This window comes from Methanobrevibacter sp. (genome assembly GCF_045130115.1).
Lineage (GTDB): Archaea > Methanobacteriota > Methanobacteria > Methanobacteriales > Methanobacteriaceae > Methanocatella.
Genome location: NZ_JBGUPC010000012.1, coordinates 53,722 through 74,190, shown reverse-complemented (window position 1 = coordinate 74,190; position 20,469 = coordinate 53,722). Strand labels below are relative to the sequence as shown.

Sequence of the window (20,469 nt, the reverse complement as noted above, 5' to 3'; positions counted from 1 at the left end):
GCAGATTATTCTGTTTCAACAATGCAGACTGGTGCTGCAACCATTCAGGCAATTATTGACAGTTTTGAAGTTAACATGTTCGATGCATCAACAATCAAAACTGCAGTAATGGGAGCATATCCGAGAACTGTCGATCTTTCAGGTGCTAATATCAGTGCTCTTTTAGGGCCTCCTGTATTGTTGGAAGGATTGGGATATGGTTTAAGAAATGTCATGGCAAACCATGTAGTTGCCATTACCAATAAGCAAACTTTAAATGCAGCTGCATTGTCTTCAATTATGGAACAGACAGCAATGATTGAAACTGGTGACGCTACTGGTGCATTTGAAAGAATGCATTTATTGACATTGGCATATCAAGGTTTAAATGCAGATAATTTGGTGTTTGATATCGTTAAAGAAAATGGTAAGGGAACTGTTGGAACAGTTATCCAATCCTTGGTTGGAAGAGCTATTGAGGACAATGTTATCAGAGTCGCTAAAAAGATGCCGTCAGGATATAACATGTATGAGCCTGTGGATTGGGCATTATGGAATGCATATGCTGCTGCAGGATTGCTTGCTGCAGTCATTGTTAATGTAGGTGCCGCAAGAGCAGCTCAAGGTGTAGCTTCAACAGTATTGTATTATAATGACATGCTGGAATATGAGACAGGCCTTCCGGGTGTGGATTACGGTAGAACTGAAGGTGTAGGTGTAGGATTTAGTTTCTTCTCTCACTCCATTTATGGTGGTGGGGGACCAGGTACCTTCCATGGAAACCACGTAGTGACAAGACATGCAAAAGGAACTGCAATTCCTTGTGCATCAGCTGCAATGTGTTTGGATGCAGGAACTCAGATGTTTTCAGTTAAAAGAACATCTGCATTAATTGGAATTGTGTACGGTACTATTGATAACCTTAGAAACCCTATTCCAAATGTGGCCAAGGTTGCAGGAGAAATTAAAGATAAAATTTAAGGTGTTTTTCATGGATGAATCAAAACAAGTTAATGTAATTGATATTAAGATTATTCCAAACAGATTTTTAAAGCCAGACACCTGTGAAAAAATTCTAAATGAGATTTATGAATTGGAAGGAAACATGAGGGTATTGATACATGGTCCTTCTCTTCCCAAAAAAGTATTCTATGGTCCGGGTAAAGGCCATGAAGTAAATCATACGGACAGAAAAACAATTCAAGTTAAAGGAAATGATGTGGACTTAAGAGTCATGGTTGGAGATATTGTCATCACAGCAGATATTTCCAAATTCAATGAGTTCATGGATAAATTGCAGGTTATTTTAGACGAAAACATGCCATGTGATGTTACAGTTTTGGTTGGAAGATTCACTCGAACTAAAAGCACAATTTCCGATTATTTAAAGTATGGTGAAAGTTTTGAAAATCATATTGACAAACGTTACATTGGTTTAGTTGATTCTAGTGCACGAAGTTCTGAAACGGTAAAAGTTATAAAATAATTTTATGGTGAATTTATGACATATAAAGCACAATTTGGCCCTGGTGAAACAAAAATTGCTGAAAACAGAAGAAAGCATATGGATCCAGAGCATAAATTTAAAAAGATAAGGGAAGTCTCTGATGAGGGTATCGTAAAGATATTGGGTCATAGAAATCCCGGTGAAAGTTATAAAACAGTTCATCCACCATTGGCTGAAATGGAAGATGATGGGGATATTATTAAAAGTATTGTAGAACCTACTCCTGGTGCAGCAGAAGGTATTAGGGTCAGGTATATTCAATTTGCTGATTCAATGTACAATGCTCCGGCACAGCCTTATGATAGGGCAAGAACCTACATGTGGAGATACAGAGGGGTAGATACAGGTACATTATCTGGAAGACAGGTAATAGAAATAAGGGAACAAGATTTAGAAAAAATTTCTAAAGAATTGATAGAAACAGATATTTTTGACCCTGCCCGATCAGGTATGAGGGGAGCAACCGTACACGGACACTCATTAAGATTGGATGAAAACGGGTTAATGTTTGATGGTCTTCAAAGATATGTCTTCAATGAAGAGGATGGTCATGTTTATTATGTTAAAGATCAGGTAGGTCGTCCATTGGATGAGTTGGTAGATGTCGGTGCACCTTTGGATGAGGAATATCTAAAAGAAATCACAACAATCTACAGGGAAGATAATATCGGTATGAGACAAGATAAAGAAGCACTTGAAGTAGTTGAAAATATTCATGAAGCACGTACCAAGGGTGGATATGGTTTAGGAGTATTTTCTAAAGACTTAAAAAAGAAATTAGGTGAATGAGATGGCTTTGGAAGATAAAAAATTTTTAGAAGCTTTAAACAATAAGTTTAAAGGAGAAGACCAGGAAAGTGATCACACCAGTTTCTACTGCTTTGACGGATGGAAGCAATCCGAAAGAAAAAGGGAATTCAATGATGCTGCTGAAAAGCTGGCTAAAGAAAGAAACATGCCTTTCTATAATCCTGACATTGGAGTGCCGTTAGGTCAAAGGCAATTGATGGCATATAAGATTTCCGGCACTGAAGATTATGTTGAAGGGGATGATTTACATTTCTGTAACAATTCAGCTATCCAACAATTGGTGGATGACATTAAAAGAACCATCATTGTGGGAATGGACACAGCACATTCAGTATTGCAGGAAAGATTGGGTGTTGAAGTAACTCCAGAAACAATCAACGAGTATATGGAAAACATTAACCATGCGCTTCCTGGAGGAGCAGTAGTTCAGGAGCATATGGTGGAAGTGCATCCGGGTCTTGTAGATGATTGTTATGCTAAAATCTTTACAGGCAATGATGATTTGGCTGATGAATTAGATAAAAGAGTGTTGATTGATATCAACAAGGAGTTTCCGGAAGATCAGGCTGAAATGCTTAAAAAATATGTTGGAAATAAAACATATCAGGTAAGTAAAGTTCCTACACTTGTCGTAAGGGCTTGTGACGGTGGTACAGTTTCAAGATGGTCTGCTATGCAAATTGGTATGAGTTTCATTAATGCATATAAATTATGTGCAGGAGAAGCAGCCATTGCGGACTTTTCATATGCTGCAAAACATGCGGATGTTATTGGTATGGCAGCATTCTTGCCTGCTAGGCGTGCAAGAGGTCCTAATGAACCTGGTGGTGTAGCATTTGGTACATTGGCAGATATTGTTCAAACTTCAAGAATTTCCGATGACCCTGCTGAGATAACCTTGGAAGTAATTGCTGCAGGAGCAGCATTATACGATCAGGTATGGTTAGGTTCATACATGTCTGGGGGAGTAGGATTTACTCAATATGCCAGTGCAACATACACTGATGATATTCTGGATGACTTCATCTATTATGGTATGGACTATGTAGAAGACAACTATGGAATGTGCCAAGCGGAGTTAAGCATGGATACAGTACGTGACATTTCCACTGAAGTAACACTTTATGGATTGGAACAATATGAATTACCTACTCTTTTGGAAACACACTTTGGTGGTTCTCAAAGAGCATCAGTTGTATCTGCAGCGGCAGGATGTTCCGCAGCTTTCGCTACAGGAAATTCAAATGCCGGTGTTAACGGTTGGTATCTAAGTATGATTTTGCATAAGGAAACTCATTCCAGACTTGGATTTTATGGTTATGACTTGCAGGACCAGGCTGGTGCAGCCAATTCTTTATCAGTTAGAAGTGATGAAGGTTTAATTCACGAATTAAGAGGACCTAATTATCCAAACTATGCGATGAACGTAGGTCACCAACCAGAATATGCAGGAATTGCCCAAGCGCCTCATGCTGCAAGGGGAGATGCATTCTGTACAAATCCTCTAATTAAAATCGCTTTCGCAGATAATAATAATACATTCGATTTCAGACATGTGAGAAAAGAAATCGCTAAAGGAGCTTTAAGGGAATTCATGCCATCTGGTGAAAGAGATATTATTATCCCATCAAGATAATTTTATCTCCTTTTTATTTTTTTATCATATCTCATTTTTAAATTTTCTCATGTAGATGTTAATGTTGAAATATATTAATTTTAGAAGCTATTGTATTTAATAGGATAAATCCCTTAATTAAATTAAAATTAAAAAATTACTTTTAATCTCTTTATTCTCTTTTTCAATTATTGTAATAATATTAATTTGATTCAAAATCGGAAATTAATAAGTATATGATTTTGAGTTTAATATTTTGCTGTAGGGCTAAAGTACATTATATTTTGTATAGTATACGGGCAACAAGATTTTTAAATGATTTCTGGCATTCATATGATTTGTCAGAGTTTGATAGTTGTTTTTTCTTATTTTAAATTAATATGGTGTATTGAATAGTTTAATTATTTAATATTTATTTTTATTTTTATAAAATGAGTTCTTATTATAATATTGTTTCGAATATTTTATTTGGGAAGATTCATTTCAATCTTATACACTTATACAATTGAGTTAAATTTAATTTTACTTTATTTAAATGGAGTATTAATCTTACAACTAATTATTAATGTATTTAGATTATGTTAATTTTAGTGGGAGTTTGGCAATTCATTGCTGTTAATGTAAATCAATTTCTTTAAATGTATATTTAATAATAGTATTATATAGTTACAATTGGTGTTTGACATGTCAAATAATTTTAAATATCTTGATGATTTAATCCAAAAAGCGAGGCATTTGCCTATAGTTTTAGACTCTGATATTGTTTTAAGTGATGCAGAGGCATCTAAGTATTCCGACGGAATTTTAATTGATAATCCTATGATTGATATTGTTATTGATGGTAAAGGCCATACTATTGATGCTAAAGGTAAAACAAGGATATTTTCATGTTTTGGAAATGTTACATTAAAAAATATCAGATTTATAAATGGGTTTAATTATTTTGGGGGTGCAATAGTAAATTTTTCCGGTGAACTGAATATTGAAAACTGCATATTTGATGGTAATGCTGCAGTTCGTTCAGGTGGAGCAATACACAATGAATTCTATACTCTTCGCATTATCAAATCAGTATTCTCCAATAACTCTGCAAACAAAGGGGGTGCAATAAGCAATACTGAAGATATGTATGTTTCTGATTCCACAATAAAAAACAACATCACGCAGGATAATGGTGCATTAGATAATTGTGGAAAGATTGTATTTCAAAATGTTAATTTTGAAAATAATGTAACTGAAAATTCTGATTATGATTATGATATATGCAATTATAAGGAAATACATATTGGAGGAGAGTATTCGTCAGATCAACAGAAATCATTATTTAACGAGGGTTGTGTTCAAACCTCCGGTTCAAGGGACATGATTGTTAATAAGGGTACAATCATGGAATCTTCAGTTAAAGATTTCACTTTTCTGGAGGATTTGATAAATAATTCTAGAGAAGAGGTAATTAAATTGGAATATGATATTGCTTTAAACTGTTTGGCAGATGAGGATTCAAAATATCTTGATGGAATAGAAATCTATAGGCATGATTTAATCATTGATGGGGGTGGCCACACTATTGATGCACGTGGAAAATCACCTATATTTTTGATAAATGGTGAAAATATTAAAATTAAAAATATCACATTAAAAAATGGGAATTCATTTGTTGAAGGTGGTGCAATAATGAATGAGGGTGAGTTAATTATATGCAATTCAAAATTATGCAATAATCAAGCCAACAAGAATGGGGGAGCCATTTTTAATTGTAAAAAATTAACTGTAATTAACTGTATGTTTTCAAAGAATGGTGTAGGAAAAAGTGGTGGAGCCATATTTAATGATGGTGATTTAAATATTATTGATTCAACATTTTTCGGTAATTATGCTTATTTAGGCAGTGCAATACTTTCAACAGTTGAATTTGATTCCAATTTAAAAAATTGTAATTTTGAAAATAAAAATAGGGAAGTGGTCTACGATAATAATCCTCCATGGTGATGGTTTATAGCTTATTTTTTTACATTTATATAATTTGGAGCATAATATCAATGTGCAGATAAAGTACATTATATTTTGTATAGTATGCGCGCAAAATCCCTTTTAAAAAGTTTTTTAAATTAATAAAACAATATTTTTATTTTATTTTAAATTTAATCAATTATGATGTGTGATGAATTAAATGGAAGAATATTTGATGGAAACACCAAGCATTAATTACAGGAATCCTCTTATTCAAGATAAGGTTCAGGAATTAATGAATCAATCTGAAGATGATTTGGATTATATAAAACGAGGTTTCATCTTTGTTAGGGATGAAATTCCTCACTCATGGGACATTAAAACAGATGTGGTTTCAAAAACTGCAAGTGAAGTGCTTGAAAATAAGACTGGAATATGCTGGACAAAATCATGCCTTCTCGCAGCACTTTTAAGAGCAAATCAGATTCCAGCAGGCATCAGTTATCAGCTGCTTACAAGAGCAGATGATGCAAGTGAGGGTTATATGATTCATGCTTTAAATACTGTGTATTTAAAAGATTTAAATAAATGGATCAGACTTGATGCTTGGGGAAATAAGGAAAATATTAACGCGTATTTCAGTTTGGATGAGGAACGCTTGGCCTATACAATCCGAAGTGAACTGGGTGAAATTGACTATCATGACAATCACTCCGATTTGGATGAACGGTTGATTAATATCCTGAATGAATGTGAAAGCATATTTGAAATCTCAACAGACTTTGAGTTTTAGTAATTGGGGGAAATAAACATGAAAATACTGTATTTAACTGATTTGTACTATGAAGCCAAAGGCAGGAAATATTTTGAAGAGGATTTATATGTTACAGATATATTAAAGGAACATTTTGACATTGCATTGTGCCATCCGAAAAACTCAAAGGATTTTGAAAACGATGTGGATTTAATCGTTTTTAGAAATACCGGTCCTGTAAGTGGTTTTGAGGAGGAGTATGAATCTTTTGTCAAGAGGGTAACTTCAAACAATATCAGGACTTTCAATGAGTTTGTAGGCAAGGCAGATATGAAAGGCAAACAATATCTTTTGGATTTGACATTAGAGGATTATCCTGTTATTCCAACCATTGATGATCTTGAAAACATAAATCTGCTTCCGGATTGTGAAAGATATGTCATTAAACCGAAGGATGGTGCAGATTCAATAGGCCTAGAATTTCTAACAAAGAGTGAATTATTTGAAAAAGACCTTGTGAACATGCTAATACAACCGGCAATTGACTTTGAATATGAGGTATCGTTCTATTTCATTAATGACAGCTTGGAATATGCATTATATGCTCCGGATAAGGATAAACGATGGGAACTCGAAAAATATGAATTCAGCCAAGATGATAAGGAGTTTGCAGAAAAATTCATTGCTTGGAATGACATTGAAAACGGAATCCAAAGAGTGGATGCCTGCAGGACAAAAGAGGGCGAATTGCTATTGGTGGAGCTTGAGGATTTAAATCCTTACCTGTCTATTCTGGAGTTGGATGAAAAAACAAGAGATGATTTCATGAATCATTTGACTATTGCTTTAAAAAACATTTGCGATTAGCCATAACTATTTCAGGGTTATTATCTGCAATATAGTGTGTAGATGCGAAAAGTACATTATATTTTGTATATTATACGGGCAACAAGATTTTTAAATGATTCATTGTCTTTATAATATTTACTAAACTTTAATATAATTAAAAAAAGAAAAATGAGAGATTAACTCTCATTGTTTTTTAGGCTGTAGCCGCAACGTTGCAATAAATACAATTCCCAGCAGAATTGCCGTTACTATCATTACGAATCCCATAGCTTCCTGAATAATGACATCTACGGCATTCATGACAGTACTGTCTTGTGTAATATTTTCTGTACCGGCCGCTTGTAGGTAATTGGCGGCATCATCAAAGAATTGTGGGTCGTTTGAATGCTCTGGTGCATACATATCGATTGCAGTGGAAAGACCTCCCATAACTCCGAGAATTAGAATTACTCCAATAAGTGCTGTACCCATTGATTCACCTAATGTCTGAGTGGTTGTAAGAACACCGGATGCGTTGTTTTCACTTTTCTTAGGAATATTGATTAATGAAATGTCTGTGCTTAAAGACATTACAAAACCAAGTCCCGCACCCAATACAAACAGGCCAGGCATTAGATCATACATTGTTGTATTCAATCTGAATTGATAGCTTAAAATCACACATCCAATGATTGCGATTAAAGATCCTACTGCAATGAGTGTCTTATGACTAAATTTAGTGGATAAACTTGGGGCTGCTATTGCGAAAATAAGCAGACCTATAGTCATCGGAAGTGTAGTCAAACCGGTATTCAATGCATTTAACTGCATTACACTTTGCAGGAAGAGTGAAACTGCAAACAATGCTCCTCCCATTGCAAGACAACCTATTAACCTAATTATTGCTCCCACACGTAAATTTCTGTCTTTGAATAAGTCCATATCAAGCAATGGCACTTTGCCATTTCTTTTCCTTCTGATTTCAAACCATGCGAATAGTGCTAAGATGGCTAAACCTATAACTATTATAGCAACGCTGGATGAATCTTTTGTAAGCATTAAAATACCCCAAACAAACAAGACAAGTCCTATAACTGAAATTATGGTACCGGTAATGTCCAAATCGCTTCTGGATTCAGTAGGTTCGAAATCAGGTATTTTATGTTGCATTACTAAAATAAAGATAACAAATATTAATTCAACTGCGAATCCCCATCTCCAACTTAGGAATGTTGTCATGAAACCACCGAATAGTGGGCCGACAGCAGCAGAAATGGAGACCATTACACTTTCAATCGCCAAAGCAAATGTACGTTGTTCACCAGAATAGATTCCACTAATAAGGGAAACAGTAGCAGGTGTCATTAATGCTCCGGCAATACCTTCAATCAATGCCCATCCAATAAATAACACTGGGGTACTCCAACTTATTGCCGCAGTAAATGTACCGACACCATAAAGAATGGTACCGATTATGAACAGTTTCTTTTTACCAACTATGTCCTGAAGTTTGGTACTCAGAAGCATGAATGCAGCAGTGATTAAGGTATAAAATGACATAATCAACTGAATAGTACTTACATCAGTATGCAGATCAACTACAACCTTAGAGATACTTACATTCATGAATGTCGCATCCAATGTTATAATAAATGAAGCACAAGCAACTAACACTAATGGAATCCATGAGTGTTCCTTGACCGTTTCATTCATATCTATTAATCCTCCTATATGTCCATTTTAATGTTTAACATGACTAACTTGTCATAGATGTTTAATAGCATATCAAATAAATTCCATATCCTATTAATAATTATTTATGTAAAGTTAATATATAAATAATATATTAAAATATTGGGTGGTGGAAAATCAATATTTGATAACTTTTAATGGTCTAATCGAAAAATATCATGTTTTAAAGACAGGTCATGAAATCATTAGAAAATTTTAAATTTCAAACAGTTAAGTAATGACAGTTTGTACCTATTAAATTAAATAGTTTTGATAATCTCACTAAATTTTTTAGTATATTTAATTAGAATGAAATATATATTTTATAATTTGCATATTTTTTTTAAATATGTTGTTTAAGAGGTGAAAAATTATGAAAAAGATATTAATGATTCTTGCAGTTTTACTAGCAGTCTGTTTAACAGTATGTGCAGTAAGTGCAGATGATAGCTGGAGTTTTAATTTTTCTTCAAGCGACAGCAGTAACTCCAATGGCGGGGCCATGTCTTTTGAAAATGGAAAATTAAAATTACAGGATGTTGAATTGACTATTCCTGATGGTTTTGAAGAAAATCAAAGTGCACAAAAATTAGCTGAAGATTCTCCTGACATAAAAGATGCTAAAGTTTCAGTGTGCCAATTCATTAAAGACGGCAAAGAAATATGTGTAAAAGTATTTTTCTTTGATGATAATGAATTTACCAATTTAAAACCTGTAGATAATGAAGTTAACAAAACTATATCTGGAATTAACGGTGTTTATGATGCAAATAAATACAATGATAATACACCTACTTTCAGATTCATTAAAGACGGTAAATTGGTTGAAGTTAACGCACCTGATGATGACACTCTCGCTTCAATAATCAAATAGAATATTCAGATAAATCATTATGATTTATCTCTTTTTTTCATTTTTTTTCAATTGAAATAGTAAAAAGTAGTATAAGGGTTAGAATTTTTCTAAAATTCTAGCATATACCGCTTTTAAATCATCATCTGATTTTTCATATATTCTTTTTAGAATTAATTCCGGTGTACTTTTTGCAAGGAAATTCATTTTTGGGGTTCTGTCAACAATCAGATTATAGTTTTCATCTAATCCTTTTGCTTCAATACCATCTACGCGAATGTTGGTGTAATTCATCAGTTCCCTTGCCATATGAGTGACAATCACACCGTAAGAATTGGATTCCTTAATCATATCAATGAAGGTGGATATGATTTTGACGGCTGCATCGAGTTCTGTTATTCCTTCGAGTTCATCTAATAATACTAACTTTTCACTATTGGTGGTGACGATTGGTATGAACACATTTAAGAATGATTCGAATGCTCCGGCATCGAGAGATCTTTTCTTTGAGAAATGGTAGATTTCATCAAATAATTTTATCTCGGCACTGTCTGCACTTACTGGTAGTCCCATTTGGGCCATAAGGGATATCTGGGTTAGGGTTTCTAATAGTGTTGTTTTTCCTCCGCTGTTTGCTCCTGTTAGAAGTGCAATGTTTTCATCGGGTGTTAACTGGTAATCCACTTTTTGAACGTAGTCCTTGTCCTTTTCAAGTGATAATTCCAGGTGCAAGGCTCCTTTCAGTTTTATTTCTTCGCAAAATTTCGGCCTGCATAATCCGTATTCATATGCAAAACTGCCCAAACTGAATTCATAGTCGAATTTAATTGTGTCTTCAACTTCTTTGATGGCACGCTCCTTAATTGAGTTCAGCTCAATTGCGGCGCTTTTCTTAATGTCGAAGATGTCGTTTTCCTTTCTTGATGACTGTTCCAGAGTCACTCTTTGGATTTCAGTTTCGTCTATTTGTATAGGATATGTCCTGAAGTATGGGTCAAAACTCAGTCCGGTTTTTTCCCGAATGATTTCTTTTCGTTTATTGATAATTTCGTCAAATATTTTGCTAATCTTTGGAGGGAAGTTATTGTTTAATAAGTTGAGTATTTCATCTCCTTCAAGATCTATATTTTTTATGGATTTTTCCAATTCGTCATCCATCTCATCTTTTAGAGAAAATACAAGTTCTTCAATATCCACTTCCCTTTTGTCGATAATATTCAACTCATCAATGATAGGTATGATTTCTCCTAAAACGCTATCCTTATTTCTGATCTTTTGTATTTCATGAACTCTCAAGAACAGCTCCTTGTTTTGAATAAAGAAATTGATTATCTTTTCCGGAACGATTTCATAATCGTTTTCGTCAATATTAATCATTATCAGGTTTGGCATTCCTTCAAAATCAAGTATTCCCTGTGAGTAAACATAAAATACCAAATCATAGTTCATCAGCTCTTCCTTAAGAAGCGGGGAATCGCTTGCGGTAATGATAGGATAATATTGATTCAATCCCAAATCGGTCAGATAGGAATTGTCCTCTTCGGATTCGACAATGATGGCTTTGCTCGGGTCATACTCTGGTTTGGCTTCTTCAACTTCCTTCAGGTTTTTCATCAAACCTCTCAATTTAATGATAGGGAGCTGTGAAACATGCTCTTTGGCATTCATTACAAAATCAAGGTTTGAACTTATTTTATCAATGTCTTTTGTAGGAGAAAGCAGCAATATTCTATTTTTAGAGTATGAAGTGTTTGAATAAGCCAAAATCTTGTTTATGATGTCGTCATAAAGCTCCATTGCCCTGTCGCTTTTTATGAAATCCTCCTGGGGATTGCCGAGCAGTTGGTTCATTATCTCAATGGCCTTCCTTTGGCTGATTCCATCTATTGAGGATATCTTTTCAACGTCAACATTATCAACTATTTTTTGGAGTTCCTCTTCGCCCCCAACGCTGTTAAGTATCTTTTCAGAGATTTTATCCCCTATCCCTTTAATGTTTTGCAATGTAATTCTTTCTCCACACATTTTTACCAAACCCTTTTTGTATACATAATATATTTTTTAATATATATCCGATTTTGCCGAGAGCATTTGAAAAGTAATATTAATAGTTGGCAATGGTATTTTTAGGACAGTATTTTTCAAGTTCTTTTTTGTCAATATTTCCATTTAAAGCTTGTCTGTAGATGTTAACTATTTTATAGTAATTATCGTCTTTATATCGTCCGTCAATTGAAAAATTAGAATATCCACAATTTTTAAGATGGTTAATTTCTTCCAATAGCGAAAGTTCGCTGCCGTCAAAGATAATCAATTCCTCACCTGAAATGCTTTTGTGGATTGGGTATCTGCTGTTCTTGCCGTCAATCAGATAATTTTCATAATTCCTTTTGTTTTCATTTCCGTATAAAATAGGATATCGTGTCTTCATAAGCTCAACGGAACCCTGAACCAGCATTTCAATTTTGTCAGGATGTTTACTTGAGGTTATGATGTCTTCATAGTCCTGTTTGCGCAGTTCAGGTGAAATTGTCAATATCTTATAGTTTTCAAGACTGTCGGCGCTGCAGCTATTGGCAATGTTCATTGAATAAGGCCCATATTGTGCATTGAAATTGGCGCTCATGATTGGAATGGAGCAGTTCATTTTGTTCAATATTCCTCTCACTTTATTCAATGCCCGGATTAACTTGTCGTGGGTGATGTCGGGCCATTTCCAAATCAGCTCATAATCCTTGCCATATGAAATTTCCATGGCCTCCCTGATGAAGCTGATCATGTAGTTCAGGTTGTAATTTTCATCTTTAATGGTTAAAGAATCGTCATGTGGAGGAATCTCCAAATAAACCCTTTTCACTCCTTCAATATTTTTCAGATGATTCAGATTGTTTGTATAGAATGAAAAATTGACTTCCCCTTTGGAGGTGCTTTTCTTTTTGTCCAATATGATCCTTTTATTTTTGTGCTTGTATGAGTTTACGGTTTCTCTTTCCAGCTTTTCCAACAGATTTCTTCTGAGTTCATTTATCCTGCTTATCGGAATGAACAGCGTTCCGTCATAATTGATGTTGATTTGTGTTATTTCAAATGGATACTTGTCAAGTTTCAGTAGCTGCTTTTTGATGGTATCTGCACTGACGCTTTTCTTAAGGGGCTTTTCGAAAGGAGTGTTTCCAGTCACTTCGGCAGTTATCTCTTTACGGTTGGCAAGTGTCAGTCTCGCTTTTAGAACAGGCAGTTTGTTCTTAATGGAAAATGTCAATATCAGTTTGGATTTGACATAGCTTGAACCCTTGTTTTCGATTTCCTTAACCTTTTTGGCCAGTCTGTTTCTTTTTGTCAGATACGCTTCAGATTCATTAAGGTTAAAGTCAGCATCCCTGTTCTGCCATACCTTTTTGACAACCAAAACCTTATCCTTTCTGGTTAAATCCTTTACCTGCTTATTTTTGCCCTTTTTAAAATGGTTCATGGTTGTTATCATTGGGTCCTGGGATATTTCAAAGCCATAATCATTATCATTTTTTACAATAAGCAGACCGTCGCCCCTTTCGGGAATTGTTGTTATGGAATCGTTTAGCCGTATTGCAAGCTGATTTTTACTGCTTTTGATTACACGGCCAATCTTCAAACCGATATGGCCTGCCCTTATGCTTCTTTTTGAGGCGTTTAGGAATTGCCCTTCGCTGAATCCTCTATTGAACACCAGATTTATTTCTTCGGAGGAGGTTGTTTTCCCGCTTTTCAGTTTGTTCAATGCCTTTCTGTAATTGCTTACAACAATCGCAAGGTATTCCTTGGACCTCATCCTTCCTTCAATCTTAATTGATCTAATGTTCAGCTCTGCAATCTCCCTTAAATGATTATATAATGACAAATCGCTGGGTGATAGATAGCAGTCCTGTCTTTTGATTCCTTGAATACTATATTTTTGACGGCAAGGCTGGGCACATGTTCCCCTGTTTCCGCTTCGTCCACCCTTGAAGCTGCTCATCAGGCATTGTCCGGAATATGAGTAGCATAATGCTCCATGAACAAATATTTCAAGTTCCATATTGGTTTTGAGACTTTCAATTTCCTCTTTTCTCATCTCACGGGGGAGCACAACTCTTTTCACTCCTTTGCCTTCAAGGTAATTTAGCTTTAGCTGATTTTCACAGGTCAGCTGTGTTGAAGCATGGATTTTAAGATTGGGCAAATGTCTGTTGATTAATTCAATTAAACCTAAATCCTGCACTAAAACGGCATCTGCACCCATGGCATATAACTTGGACAGGTAATTCATAACGTTTTCAAGCTCACTTTCCTTGATTATGGTGTTTACGGTGACGTAAACCTTGACATTATGCATATGTGCGGTGTTTATCGCATCTTCAATCTCGTCCAATGTGAAGTTGTCTGCGAACTTTCGGGCGCCATAATTCTTTCCGGAAAGATAGACTGCACTGGCTCCCGCATTGATAGCTACCTTCAAGTGTTCTTTTGATCCGACCGGTGCCAGCAATTCTGGAATTCTCATTTTTTGTCCTCGTGCAATCTTCCCTCAATATAATTTCCCTTGTTGATGTAGGATTGTGAGAAATCCATAATCTGGTATTTATATTGGGTTAACTCTTCCTGTGTCTTGTTTTTAAGGCTTTCATCATAAATTGATAGAATTTGCGAAGTATATTTCTCATTTGAATATCTGCAATCCAGAATCAGGGAATCAAGGCCTAATTCCTTGATTTCATTCATTTCCTCAATCAGGCATAGGCAGTCCTTGTTGATGATGTGGCTTTGCCTGTTGTAGTCGAAAAATATCTTGTATTTGAATTTTTTTCTCTTTTTGTCCTCAAGTGTTGCATAATCAGCATCGTTTGATATTATGAAGTCTTTACCGTCATTCAGATTGGTGAAGTCGTCCTTGCTCACAATGACTTCAAGGTTTCCGTTGACTATCATCTCCAGGTCAATGTTTCTGTCATGGTTTCTCAGTACCAGCTCTCTGATTTCGTCACCTGAAAGTTCTGATGACAGAATCAGGGATTTGAATCCTGAAGCGTTCAGATTATGCACGCAAAAGCTGTTCCAAACATTCAGGTTATGATTTCCATGAATTGAGCAGTCAAATATCTCGGCCATTGCCGGAAAGTCTCCCATCACAGAAATAATTATTCCTTCATCCTGAAGTTCCTTGACTATCTTTTGGCATCTGCGAGCATCCTCTTCGGAAATGAAGGATGACAGGACCCAAACGAACTCAGTCGGTGCGGCCATTAGGCTGCCCTGCTTTAAGGTTTCCTTTATGTTTTCAAAGTAGTCGTCAGGGTTGTTGTAGTGGCAGTTTCCATCAAAGTAAATTCTTTTCAGGTCAAATCCGGAAGCTGCCTTGATTTGGGCAATGTCATCAATGAATACTGACAGCTTGGGTGTTTTCTTTTTGGTTTTGCCGGGATAGCTTTCATACTCCTCAATGAATTTGGCAAGGTCCTTTCGAACCGCTTTCACTGATTTCTTGGTTGGGGTGTAATGGTTCATTAGAAATTCGGTTGCGGTGTCCAGGATTTCCCGTCTGATCTGATTGATTTCACGGATAGGTATGAAAATATCTTTAGGCATGTTGTTGAATCGGATTTCATCAATGTAAAACGGTGTGCCTCCGGTTTTCCTGAGCTGCTTTTCAATGATTTCCTCAGTAACTGGCTTGTTTTTAGCCTTTTCAAATTTGTCCAGTGTCTTATGCCTGAAATTGATGAGTTCGCCGTCAACGTAATATTCGACTTTGGTAAACAGGTTCAGGTTCTCATCCCAGGTTAATGATAAGTTAATCGGCACATTGTTTTTGATTGTTTCCTTTTCGAACTGTTTGAGATAGTCGTGAGTGGATTTGGAATAGCTGATGAACACTTCGGTTCCGACCTTGACAAGGCGTGTGGTGTCAATGACGATTTCATTTTCGTCCTGCTTGATGATGTTTTCAAGATATATTCCCTTGATTTTGCCGTTGTATTTGAAGGCGATTCCGTCTCCAGGCTCCAAAATGACGGGTATCTCCTTGTTTTTAATCTCGATTGTAACCTTGGTGCCCTCTATGTTTGTGATGTCTCCGATATATAACCCTTCATGCCCTGAATGGCCTCTGCCCATAACGTCTCCAGGCTTGTCTCCCATCATGTATCCGTTTGTGAATTGCCTGTTGAAAACAAGGTGCAGGTCTTTTTTATAATCCCCAGGATTTCCATCAATGAGATTTCTGTAGCTGTTTACAATGGTTCCTATATAGTCCCCGGATTTCATTCTGCCCTCAAGCTTAAGGGATTTGACTCCTGCATCCTCAATGGCTTTCAGATTATTGTATGTTGCAAGGTCGTGTGTTGAGAGGAGATATCCGTTTCCGATGTTGTATCCCCTATATTTCAGGCGGTATTCCCGTCTGCATGGCTGGGCACATGCTCCACGGTTTCCACTTCTGCCACTGTTGTATGAGGACATGTAGCATTTTCCGCTGACACAATAGCACAGCGCTCCATGGCCGAACACTTCAATGTCCATGTCTATGTTGTCCTTTTTAAGCTGTTCTGTTGTTTGCCTGATTTCATCGATTGTGACTTCCCTTGGAAGCACCACCCTTTTTATGTTGTTTTTGGCAGCCCATTTGATTGATGAGTAATTGTTCAGTCCCATTTGTGTTGATGCATGTACTTCCAAATCAGGAATGAATGTCTTCAAAAGCCAGATCAATCCGAAATCCTGCACGATGACTGCATCCACTCCAATCTGATATAATTTGAACAGGTATTTCAAAACGTCAACTATTTCAAAGTTATTGACCAATGTGTTGACGGTCACATGGATTTTGCTGCCATTCATATGGGCATAATTCACTGCCTTTTCAATTTCTTCGAAGCTAAAGTTTTTAGCATATGCCCTGGCACCATATTTTTGGCCTGCAATATAAACTGCATCGGCTCCTGCATTGACTGCAATTGTCAACACTTCAGGAGAGCCTGCGGGAGCTAATAATTCTTCTAAAACCATTTTATAATTACACCTTGATTGATTATTCATTTATATATTTGTAATTAATTATATATTAAATTAAAACATATTCTATCATATGTATATCGTTTTTGAAGGAATTGATGGTGCAGGTAAATCAACCCAAATCCAAATGCTGAAAGACTGGCTTGAAGCCAATGGGTTCAGGGTTGAAACGGTAGTGGAACCGACAGAGTCTGAAATTGGGGATTTGATTCACAAGATTCTGCAGCGTCCCGATGCACAAACAGATAAGGTTCAGAATCTTCTGGCGCTACTGTTTGCGGCTGACAGGATGATGATAATGGACAAGCTTGAGGATAAATCCAAGATTATCATTTCCGACAGGTCATTCATCTCATCTCTTGCATATCAGGACAATGCCGAATGGGTGGGGGTTCTAAATAAATATGCCAAAAGACCTGACCTGCTAATCTTGCTTGATTTGGATGTCAAGACATCAGTTGCAAGGACTTCCGGTGAGGATACCTTTGAAAACGAGGCATTTTTAACCAGGGTCAGGGAAAACTATCTTAACTTTTCCAAGGATTACACCTGCGAGATAATTGATGCAACCCGAGGTGTGAATAAGGTCTCCTCAGATATTAAAAAGGCTGTTGCGCCGTATCTTGGAATTTGTCCGGACTGCGTTCTGTAGCTGCGGACAATCCTTAATATAGTTTTAAAAAAAATAAGGTTGGGAAATTATTTTTTCCCTTCTAATTCTTCTAGTCTTTCGCGAATTGCGTTTTCCAGAAACTCTCTTACTTTTACAAGCTCATCATATTCGCCGATTAATTTAGGACCGAATTCGGTTTGTTCCAGTTTAATGTCGAATTTTTCAAAAGCATGTGCAAGCATCTGTTCACCAACACCGTTTGGCAAACCCATTTCGAACTCTTCTTTTTCTTCTACCATTAGTTTTCCTCCATAAATTCTCTAACAGGAGCAAAGAACTCAATTAAGAAGTCTTTAATTCCATTTTTCAAATCCATCGGATGCAAGTTACCTTCACTGAAGTCTTTAATCAACTCATCATGGGTAAGTTCAATGTCTCCTCCGAATTTTTCAGGTCTTTTGATAAGTAAAGTATCTTGATTTGGGAAAACGAATGTTTCTGCAATCTCAATCATAGGATTTCCCTCAACTTCTCCCTGAGGACAGAAACTTTTCTTGATTTTTTTGGTGATCACTTCAACGGAATCGTCCACTGCAATGTAGTTTCCTTTACTTGAAGACATCTTTGCGTCACCGTCAAGACCATGCAATAAAGGTGTGTGAATACATACGGGAACGTTTTCACCGATTTTTTCCAGGTTTTCACGTGCCAGCATCTGGATTTTCCTCTGTTCCATTCCTCCAAGGGCGATATCGACTTCCAGTGCAGCCATGTCAACAGTCTGCATAATAGGATAGATTACACTTGCCACCTTAGGGTTATCGTCTGCACGGCTTACCTGATCCATACTTCTTCTGGCCCTTTTTAAGGTGGTCATGGTGGCCAATTGATAAACTTTATCGGTGTAGGATGGCTCTAACTGAAAAGAGGACCCTAAAACGAATTCGGTGGTTTCATCAAGCCCTAATGCCTGGAAACATTTTTTGTTGTATTCCGCAGTTTCGGCGATTTCTTCAATTGTTCCTTTTCCATTAAGGAATGCATGATAATCCGCTAACAGGATTTTGATTTTGAAACCTAACTTCTGGAGCTGTTTTAATTTCTGCACGGTTACGGCATGGCCTAAATGGATTTTACCTGAAGGTTCATAACCGGTATAAGCTATAGGCTGTTCTTTTTCAAGCACTTCTTTCAATTCTTCAGTGTCTATAACTTCCAAAGTTCCTTCTTCAATCAATTGAATCTTTTCTTCAATATTCATTTTATCACTTAATTCAATAAATAAACGTTATTGTCAATTCTAATAAGTTTCACTTCTTGGCCAACATTCAATTCATCATATTCCTCTTTCATGTTCAGGTCCAATGCAGAATAGTCGACTGGATCGAGAATTTGTATGAATTGAGGGGATTTTGAAATGACTGTTGCAGTTTCGATATCGTCTGATTTTTTAACGAGATTTATGTTTTCCATATTTTTCATTGGGATGTTATGCTTTTTGTTTGTTGAAATGTCGACTCCAACAACGCTGCTTTTGCTGATGCTGTGCACTTGTAGGATCTTATCCTCAAAGCCAATAAAATCATCAATTTCAAATTCAGGGATTCTGACAGAAATCCAAACTCTGTAAAGCCCTTTTCCGGTGGATTTGTCTTCACTGATGAGCCTTGGAGATTCCTTCACGATTCCTCCAAATTCTTCTGTAAGCGCTTCGGCAACCTTGTGGCCTGATTTGAAAGATCCGATATAGTAATCATAGCCTTCCTTTAGCTTTGCAATCTGAGGGCAATATGCTAATTTGTCGCTTTTGGATTGTTTTATCAATGTACGTTCTACAATTTCATCGGCTTTGGCATATTCTTCATCTTTTATTTCCCTTGAATCTGCTCTAAATTGAACAACGGTTTCATAATATCCGGACTGCATTTTGCTGCAACTCGGACAAACTGTCTTGAGGATTTTAACTTCACACTCGTGGGTTTCTTCTATTTGTTTGCCATGAACTTCACCGACAACTTCGACATAACAGTAAGCTATTGTTCCCTTGATTTGGTCTATCTCAAGGTTGATGATTTCATTTTCAACTTCATCGGCGATTTTGATGTTTCTCTCGAGTGCGCGGTAGATAATTTCTTCTTCAGGAATGAATTCATCACTCCACTTGCCTTCTTCAAGTTTGCTGTTACAGTGGCTGCATATTTGAACTTCAATGCGCCTTTCCAGTTCGATCATCTGGAATTCTTTCAAAAAACAGTCTATGCAGATGTCTCCAACCATTTCTTTATCTGTACTTCCACACTCTGGACAAAACATAATATCTCTAAAAATAAGTAAAAAAGTAGAATTATAATGATTTTAAAGGTGCTGTTGCACCGCATGCAGCACATTTAAGTAAGAATATTCTACCTTCTCTGATAATTCTTGTATCTGGCCTGTTGCATTCGTGGCAAATTACATATTTGTCTACATAATCTTCAATTCTTTCATTAATTAAGTAGTGGGTAAATTTACCTTGTAGGATTGCTCTTTGACCTTCAATATTTCCTGCAGTACCTAATTCTCTCATTAAGAATTTTAATAAATGTTGAGGGTCTCTGTTCAAACCTTCTGCAACATCTTTAAAGTTTTTAATGAATGTTCTATTACCTTGGATATCTGAATAAGCTTTAGGAATTTTGAATCTTTTGTGTTCAAATACTTCAGGAGGTAATTGGTCTATTGCTCTTTCTAATAAATCTTCATATTTGTCCATAATTATCGCTCCTTATAAAATTAGTATAAGTATAATATATTAAGTTTTGTT

At 36.1% G+C, this 20,469-nt stretch carries 17 protein-coding genes; 9 read left to right on the top strand and 8 right to left on the bottom strand.

The annotated features are described in order from the left end of the window. The 7 genes from ACJMML_RS02675 to ACJMML_RS02645 all read left to right on the top strand — a co-directional run. The coding region (locus ACJMML_RS02675) for a methyl-coenzyme M reductase subunit beta (RefSeq protein WP_405305846.1) at positions 1-960 on the top strand (960 nt) is incomplete at its 5' end. A 10-nt stretch (positions 961-970) separates the two neighbouring features. Next, positions 971-1,465, top strand: a complete 495-nt coding sequence (gene mcrD, locus ACJMML_RS02670; protein WP_405305845.1) for a methyl-coenzyme M reductase operon protein D — start codon at positions 971-973, stop codon at positions 1,463-1,465. A 15-nt stretch (positions 1,466-1,480) separates the two neighbouring features. Then, positions 1,481-2,275 (top strand): coenzyme-B sulfoethylthiotransferase subunit gamma, encoded by a 795-nt coding sequence (gene mcrG, locus ACJMML_RS02665; protein WP_405305844.1) that lies wholly within the window; start codon positions 1,481-1,483, stop codon positions 2,273-2,275. A gap of 7 nt (positions 2,276-2,282) precedes the next feature. Then, entirely contained in the window at positions 2,283-3,932 is a 1,650-nt protein-coding gene (gene mcrA, locus ACJMML_RS02660) for a coenzyme-B sulfoethylthiotransferase subunit alpha (RefSeq protein WP_405305851.1), read from the top strand. A gap of 663 nt (positions 3,933-4,595) precedes the next feature. Beyond that, on the top strand, positions 4,596-5,900 hold the full coding sequence (locus tag ACJMML_RS02655) for a pectate lyase-like adhesive domain-containing protein (protein ID WP_405305843.1): 1,305 nt from the start codon (positions 4,596-4,598) through the stop codon (positions 5,898-5,900). A gap of 181 nt (positions 5,901-6,081) precedes the next feature. Then, the gene (locus ACJMML_RS02650) at positions 6,082-6,654 is read left to right on the top strand and encodes a transglutaminase family protein (protein WP_405305842.1); all 573 of its coding nucleotides are present in this window, start codon (positions 6,082-6,084) and stop codon (positions 6,652-6,654) included. Positions 6,655-6,672: 18 nt separating this feature from the next. Next, a complete protein-coding gene (locus ACJMML_RS02645; RefSeq protein WP_405305841.1) occupies positions 6,673-7,482 on the top strand; it encodes a hypothetical protein in 810 nt (269 codons plus the stop codon). A gap of 165 nt (positions 7,483-7,647) precedes the next feature. Here ACJMML_RS02645 and ACJMML_RS02640 read toward each other — a convergent pair whose 3' ends face one another. After that, positions 7,648-9,069 (bottom strand): MFS transporter, encoded by a 1,422-nt coding sequence (locus ACJMML_RS02640; RefSeq protein ID WP_405305850.1) that lies wholly within the window; start codon positions 9,067-9,069, stop codon positions 7,648-7,650. Between the two features lie 478 nt (positions 9,070-9,547). Between ACJMML_RS02640 and ACJMML_RS02635 the strand changes: the two genes are divergently transcribed. Beyond that, complete coding sequence (locus tag ACJMML_RS02635) at positions 9,548-10,048, top strand: hypothetical protein (protein WP_405305840.1); 501 nt, start codon at positions 9,548-9,550, stop codon at positions 10,046-10,048. A gap of 78 nt (positions 10,049-10,126) precedes the next feature. Here the strand turns inward: ACJMML_RS02635 and ACJMML_RS02630 are convergent, their stop codons facing one another. The 3 genes from ACJMML_RS02630 to ACJMML_RS02620 all read right to left on the bottom strand — a co-directional run bounded on the left by ACJMML_RS02630 (position 10,127) and on the right by ACJMML_RS02620 (position 17,047). Then, a complete protein-coding gene (locus ACJMML_RS02630) occupies positions 10,127-12,052 on the bottom strand; it encodes a MutS-related protein (protein WP_405305839.1) in 1,926 nt (641 codons plus the stop codon). Positions 12,053-12,131: 79 nt separating this feature from the next. Beyond that, positions 12,132-14,546 (bottom strand): U32 family peptidase, encoded by a 2,415-nt coding sequence (locus tag ACJMML_RS02625; RefSeq protein ID WP_405305838.1) that lies wholly within the window; start codon positions 14,544-14,546, stop codon positions 12,132-12,134. Beyond that, the gene (locus ACJMML_RS02620; RefSeq protein WP_405305837.1) at positions 14,543-17,047 is read right to left on the bottom strand and encodes a DUF3656 domain-containing protein; all 2,505 of its coding nucleotides are present in this window, start codon (positions 17,045-17,047) and stop codon (positions 14,543-14,545) included. Before ACJMML_RS02620 ends, ACJMML_RS02625 begins: the two co-directional genes overlap by 4 nt. A 79-nt stretch (positions 17,048-17,126) precedes the next feature. Here ACJMML_RS02620 and tmk point away from each other — a divergent pair, with 79 nt between their 5' ends. Beyond that, positions 17,127-17,705, top strand: a complete 579-nt coding sequence (gene tmk / locus ACJMML_RS02615) for a dTMP kinase (RefSeq protein ID WP_405305836.1) — start codon at positions 17,127-17,129, stop codon at positions 17,703-17,705. Positions 17,706-17,752: 47 nt separating this feature from the next. On the opposite strand, the gene ACJMML_RS02610 is transcribed toward tmk, so the two are convergent. Genes ACJMML_RS02610 through ACJMML_RS02595 form a run of 4 tightly spaced genes read right to left on the bottom strand, consistent with a single transcriptional unit; the run spans position 17,753 to position 20,418 of the window. After that, complete coding sequence (locus ACJMML_RS02610) at positions 17,753-17,965, bottom strand: hypothetical protein (RefSeq protein WP_405305835.1); 213 nt, start codon at positions 17,963-17,965, stop codon at positions 17,753-17,755. Next, positions 17,965-18,927, bottom strand: a complete 963-nt coding sequence (locus tag ACJMML_RS02605) for a tyrosine--tRNA ligase (RefSeq protein WP_405305834.1) — start codon at positions 18,925-18,927, stop codon at positions 17,965-17,967. The genes ACJMML_RS02610 and ACJMML_RS02605 overlap by 1 nt, the downstream gene beginning before the upstream one ends. 8 nt (positions 18,928-18,935) lie before the next feature. Then, positions 18,936-19,979, bottom strand: a complete 1,044-nt coding sequence (locus ACJMML_RS02600) for a 60S ribosomal export protein NMD3 (RefSeq protein WP_405305833.1) — start codon at positions 19,977-19,979, stop codon at positions 18,936-18,938. Positions 19,980-20,010: 31 nt separating this feature from the next. Next, a complete protein-coding gene (locus ACJMML_RS02595) occupies positions 20,011-20,418 on the bottom strand; it encodes a translation initiation factor IF-2 subunit beta (RefSeq protein ID WP_067040760.1) in 408 nt (135 codons plus the stop codon). Positions 20,419-20,469 lie beyond the last annotated feature (51 nt).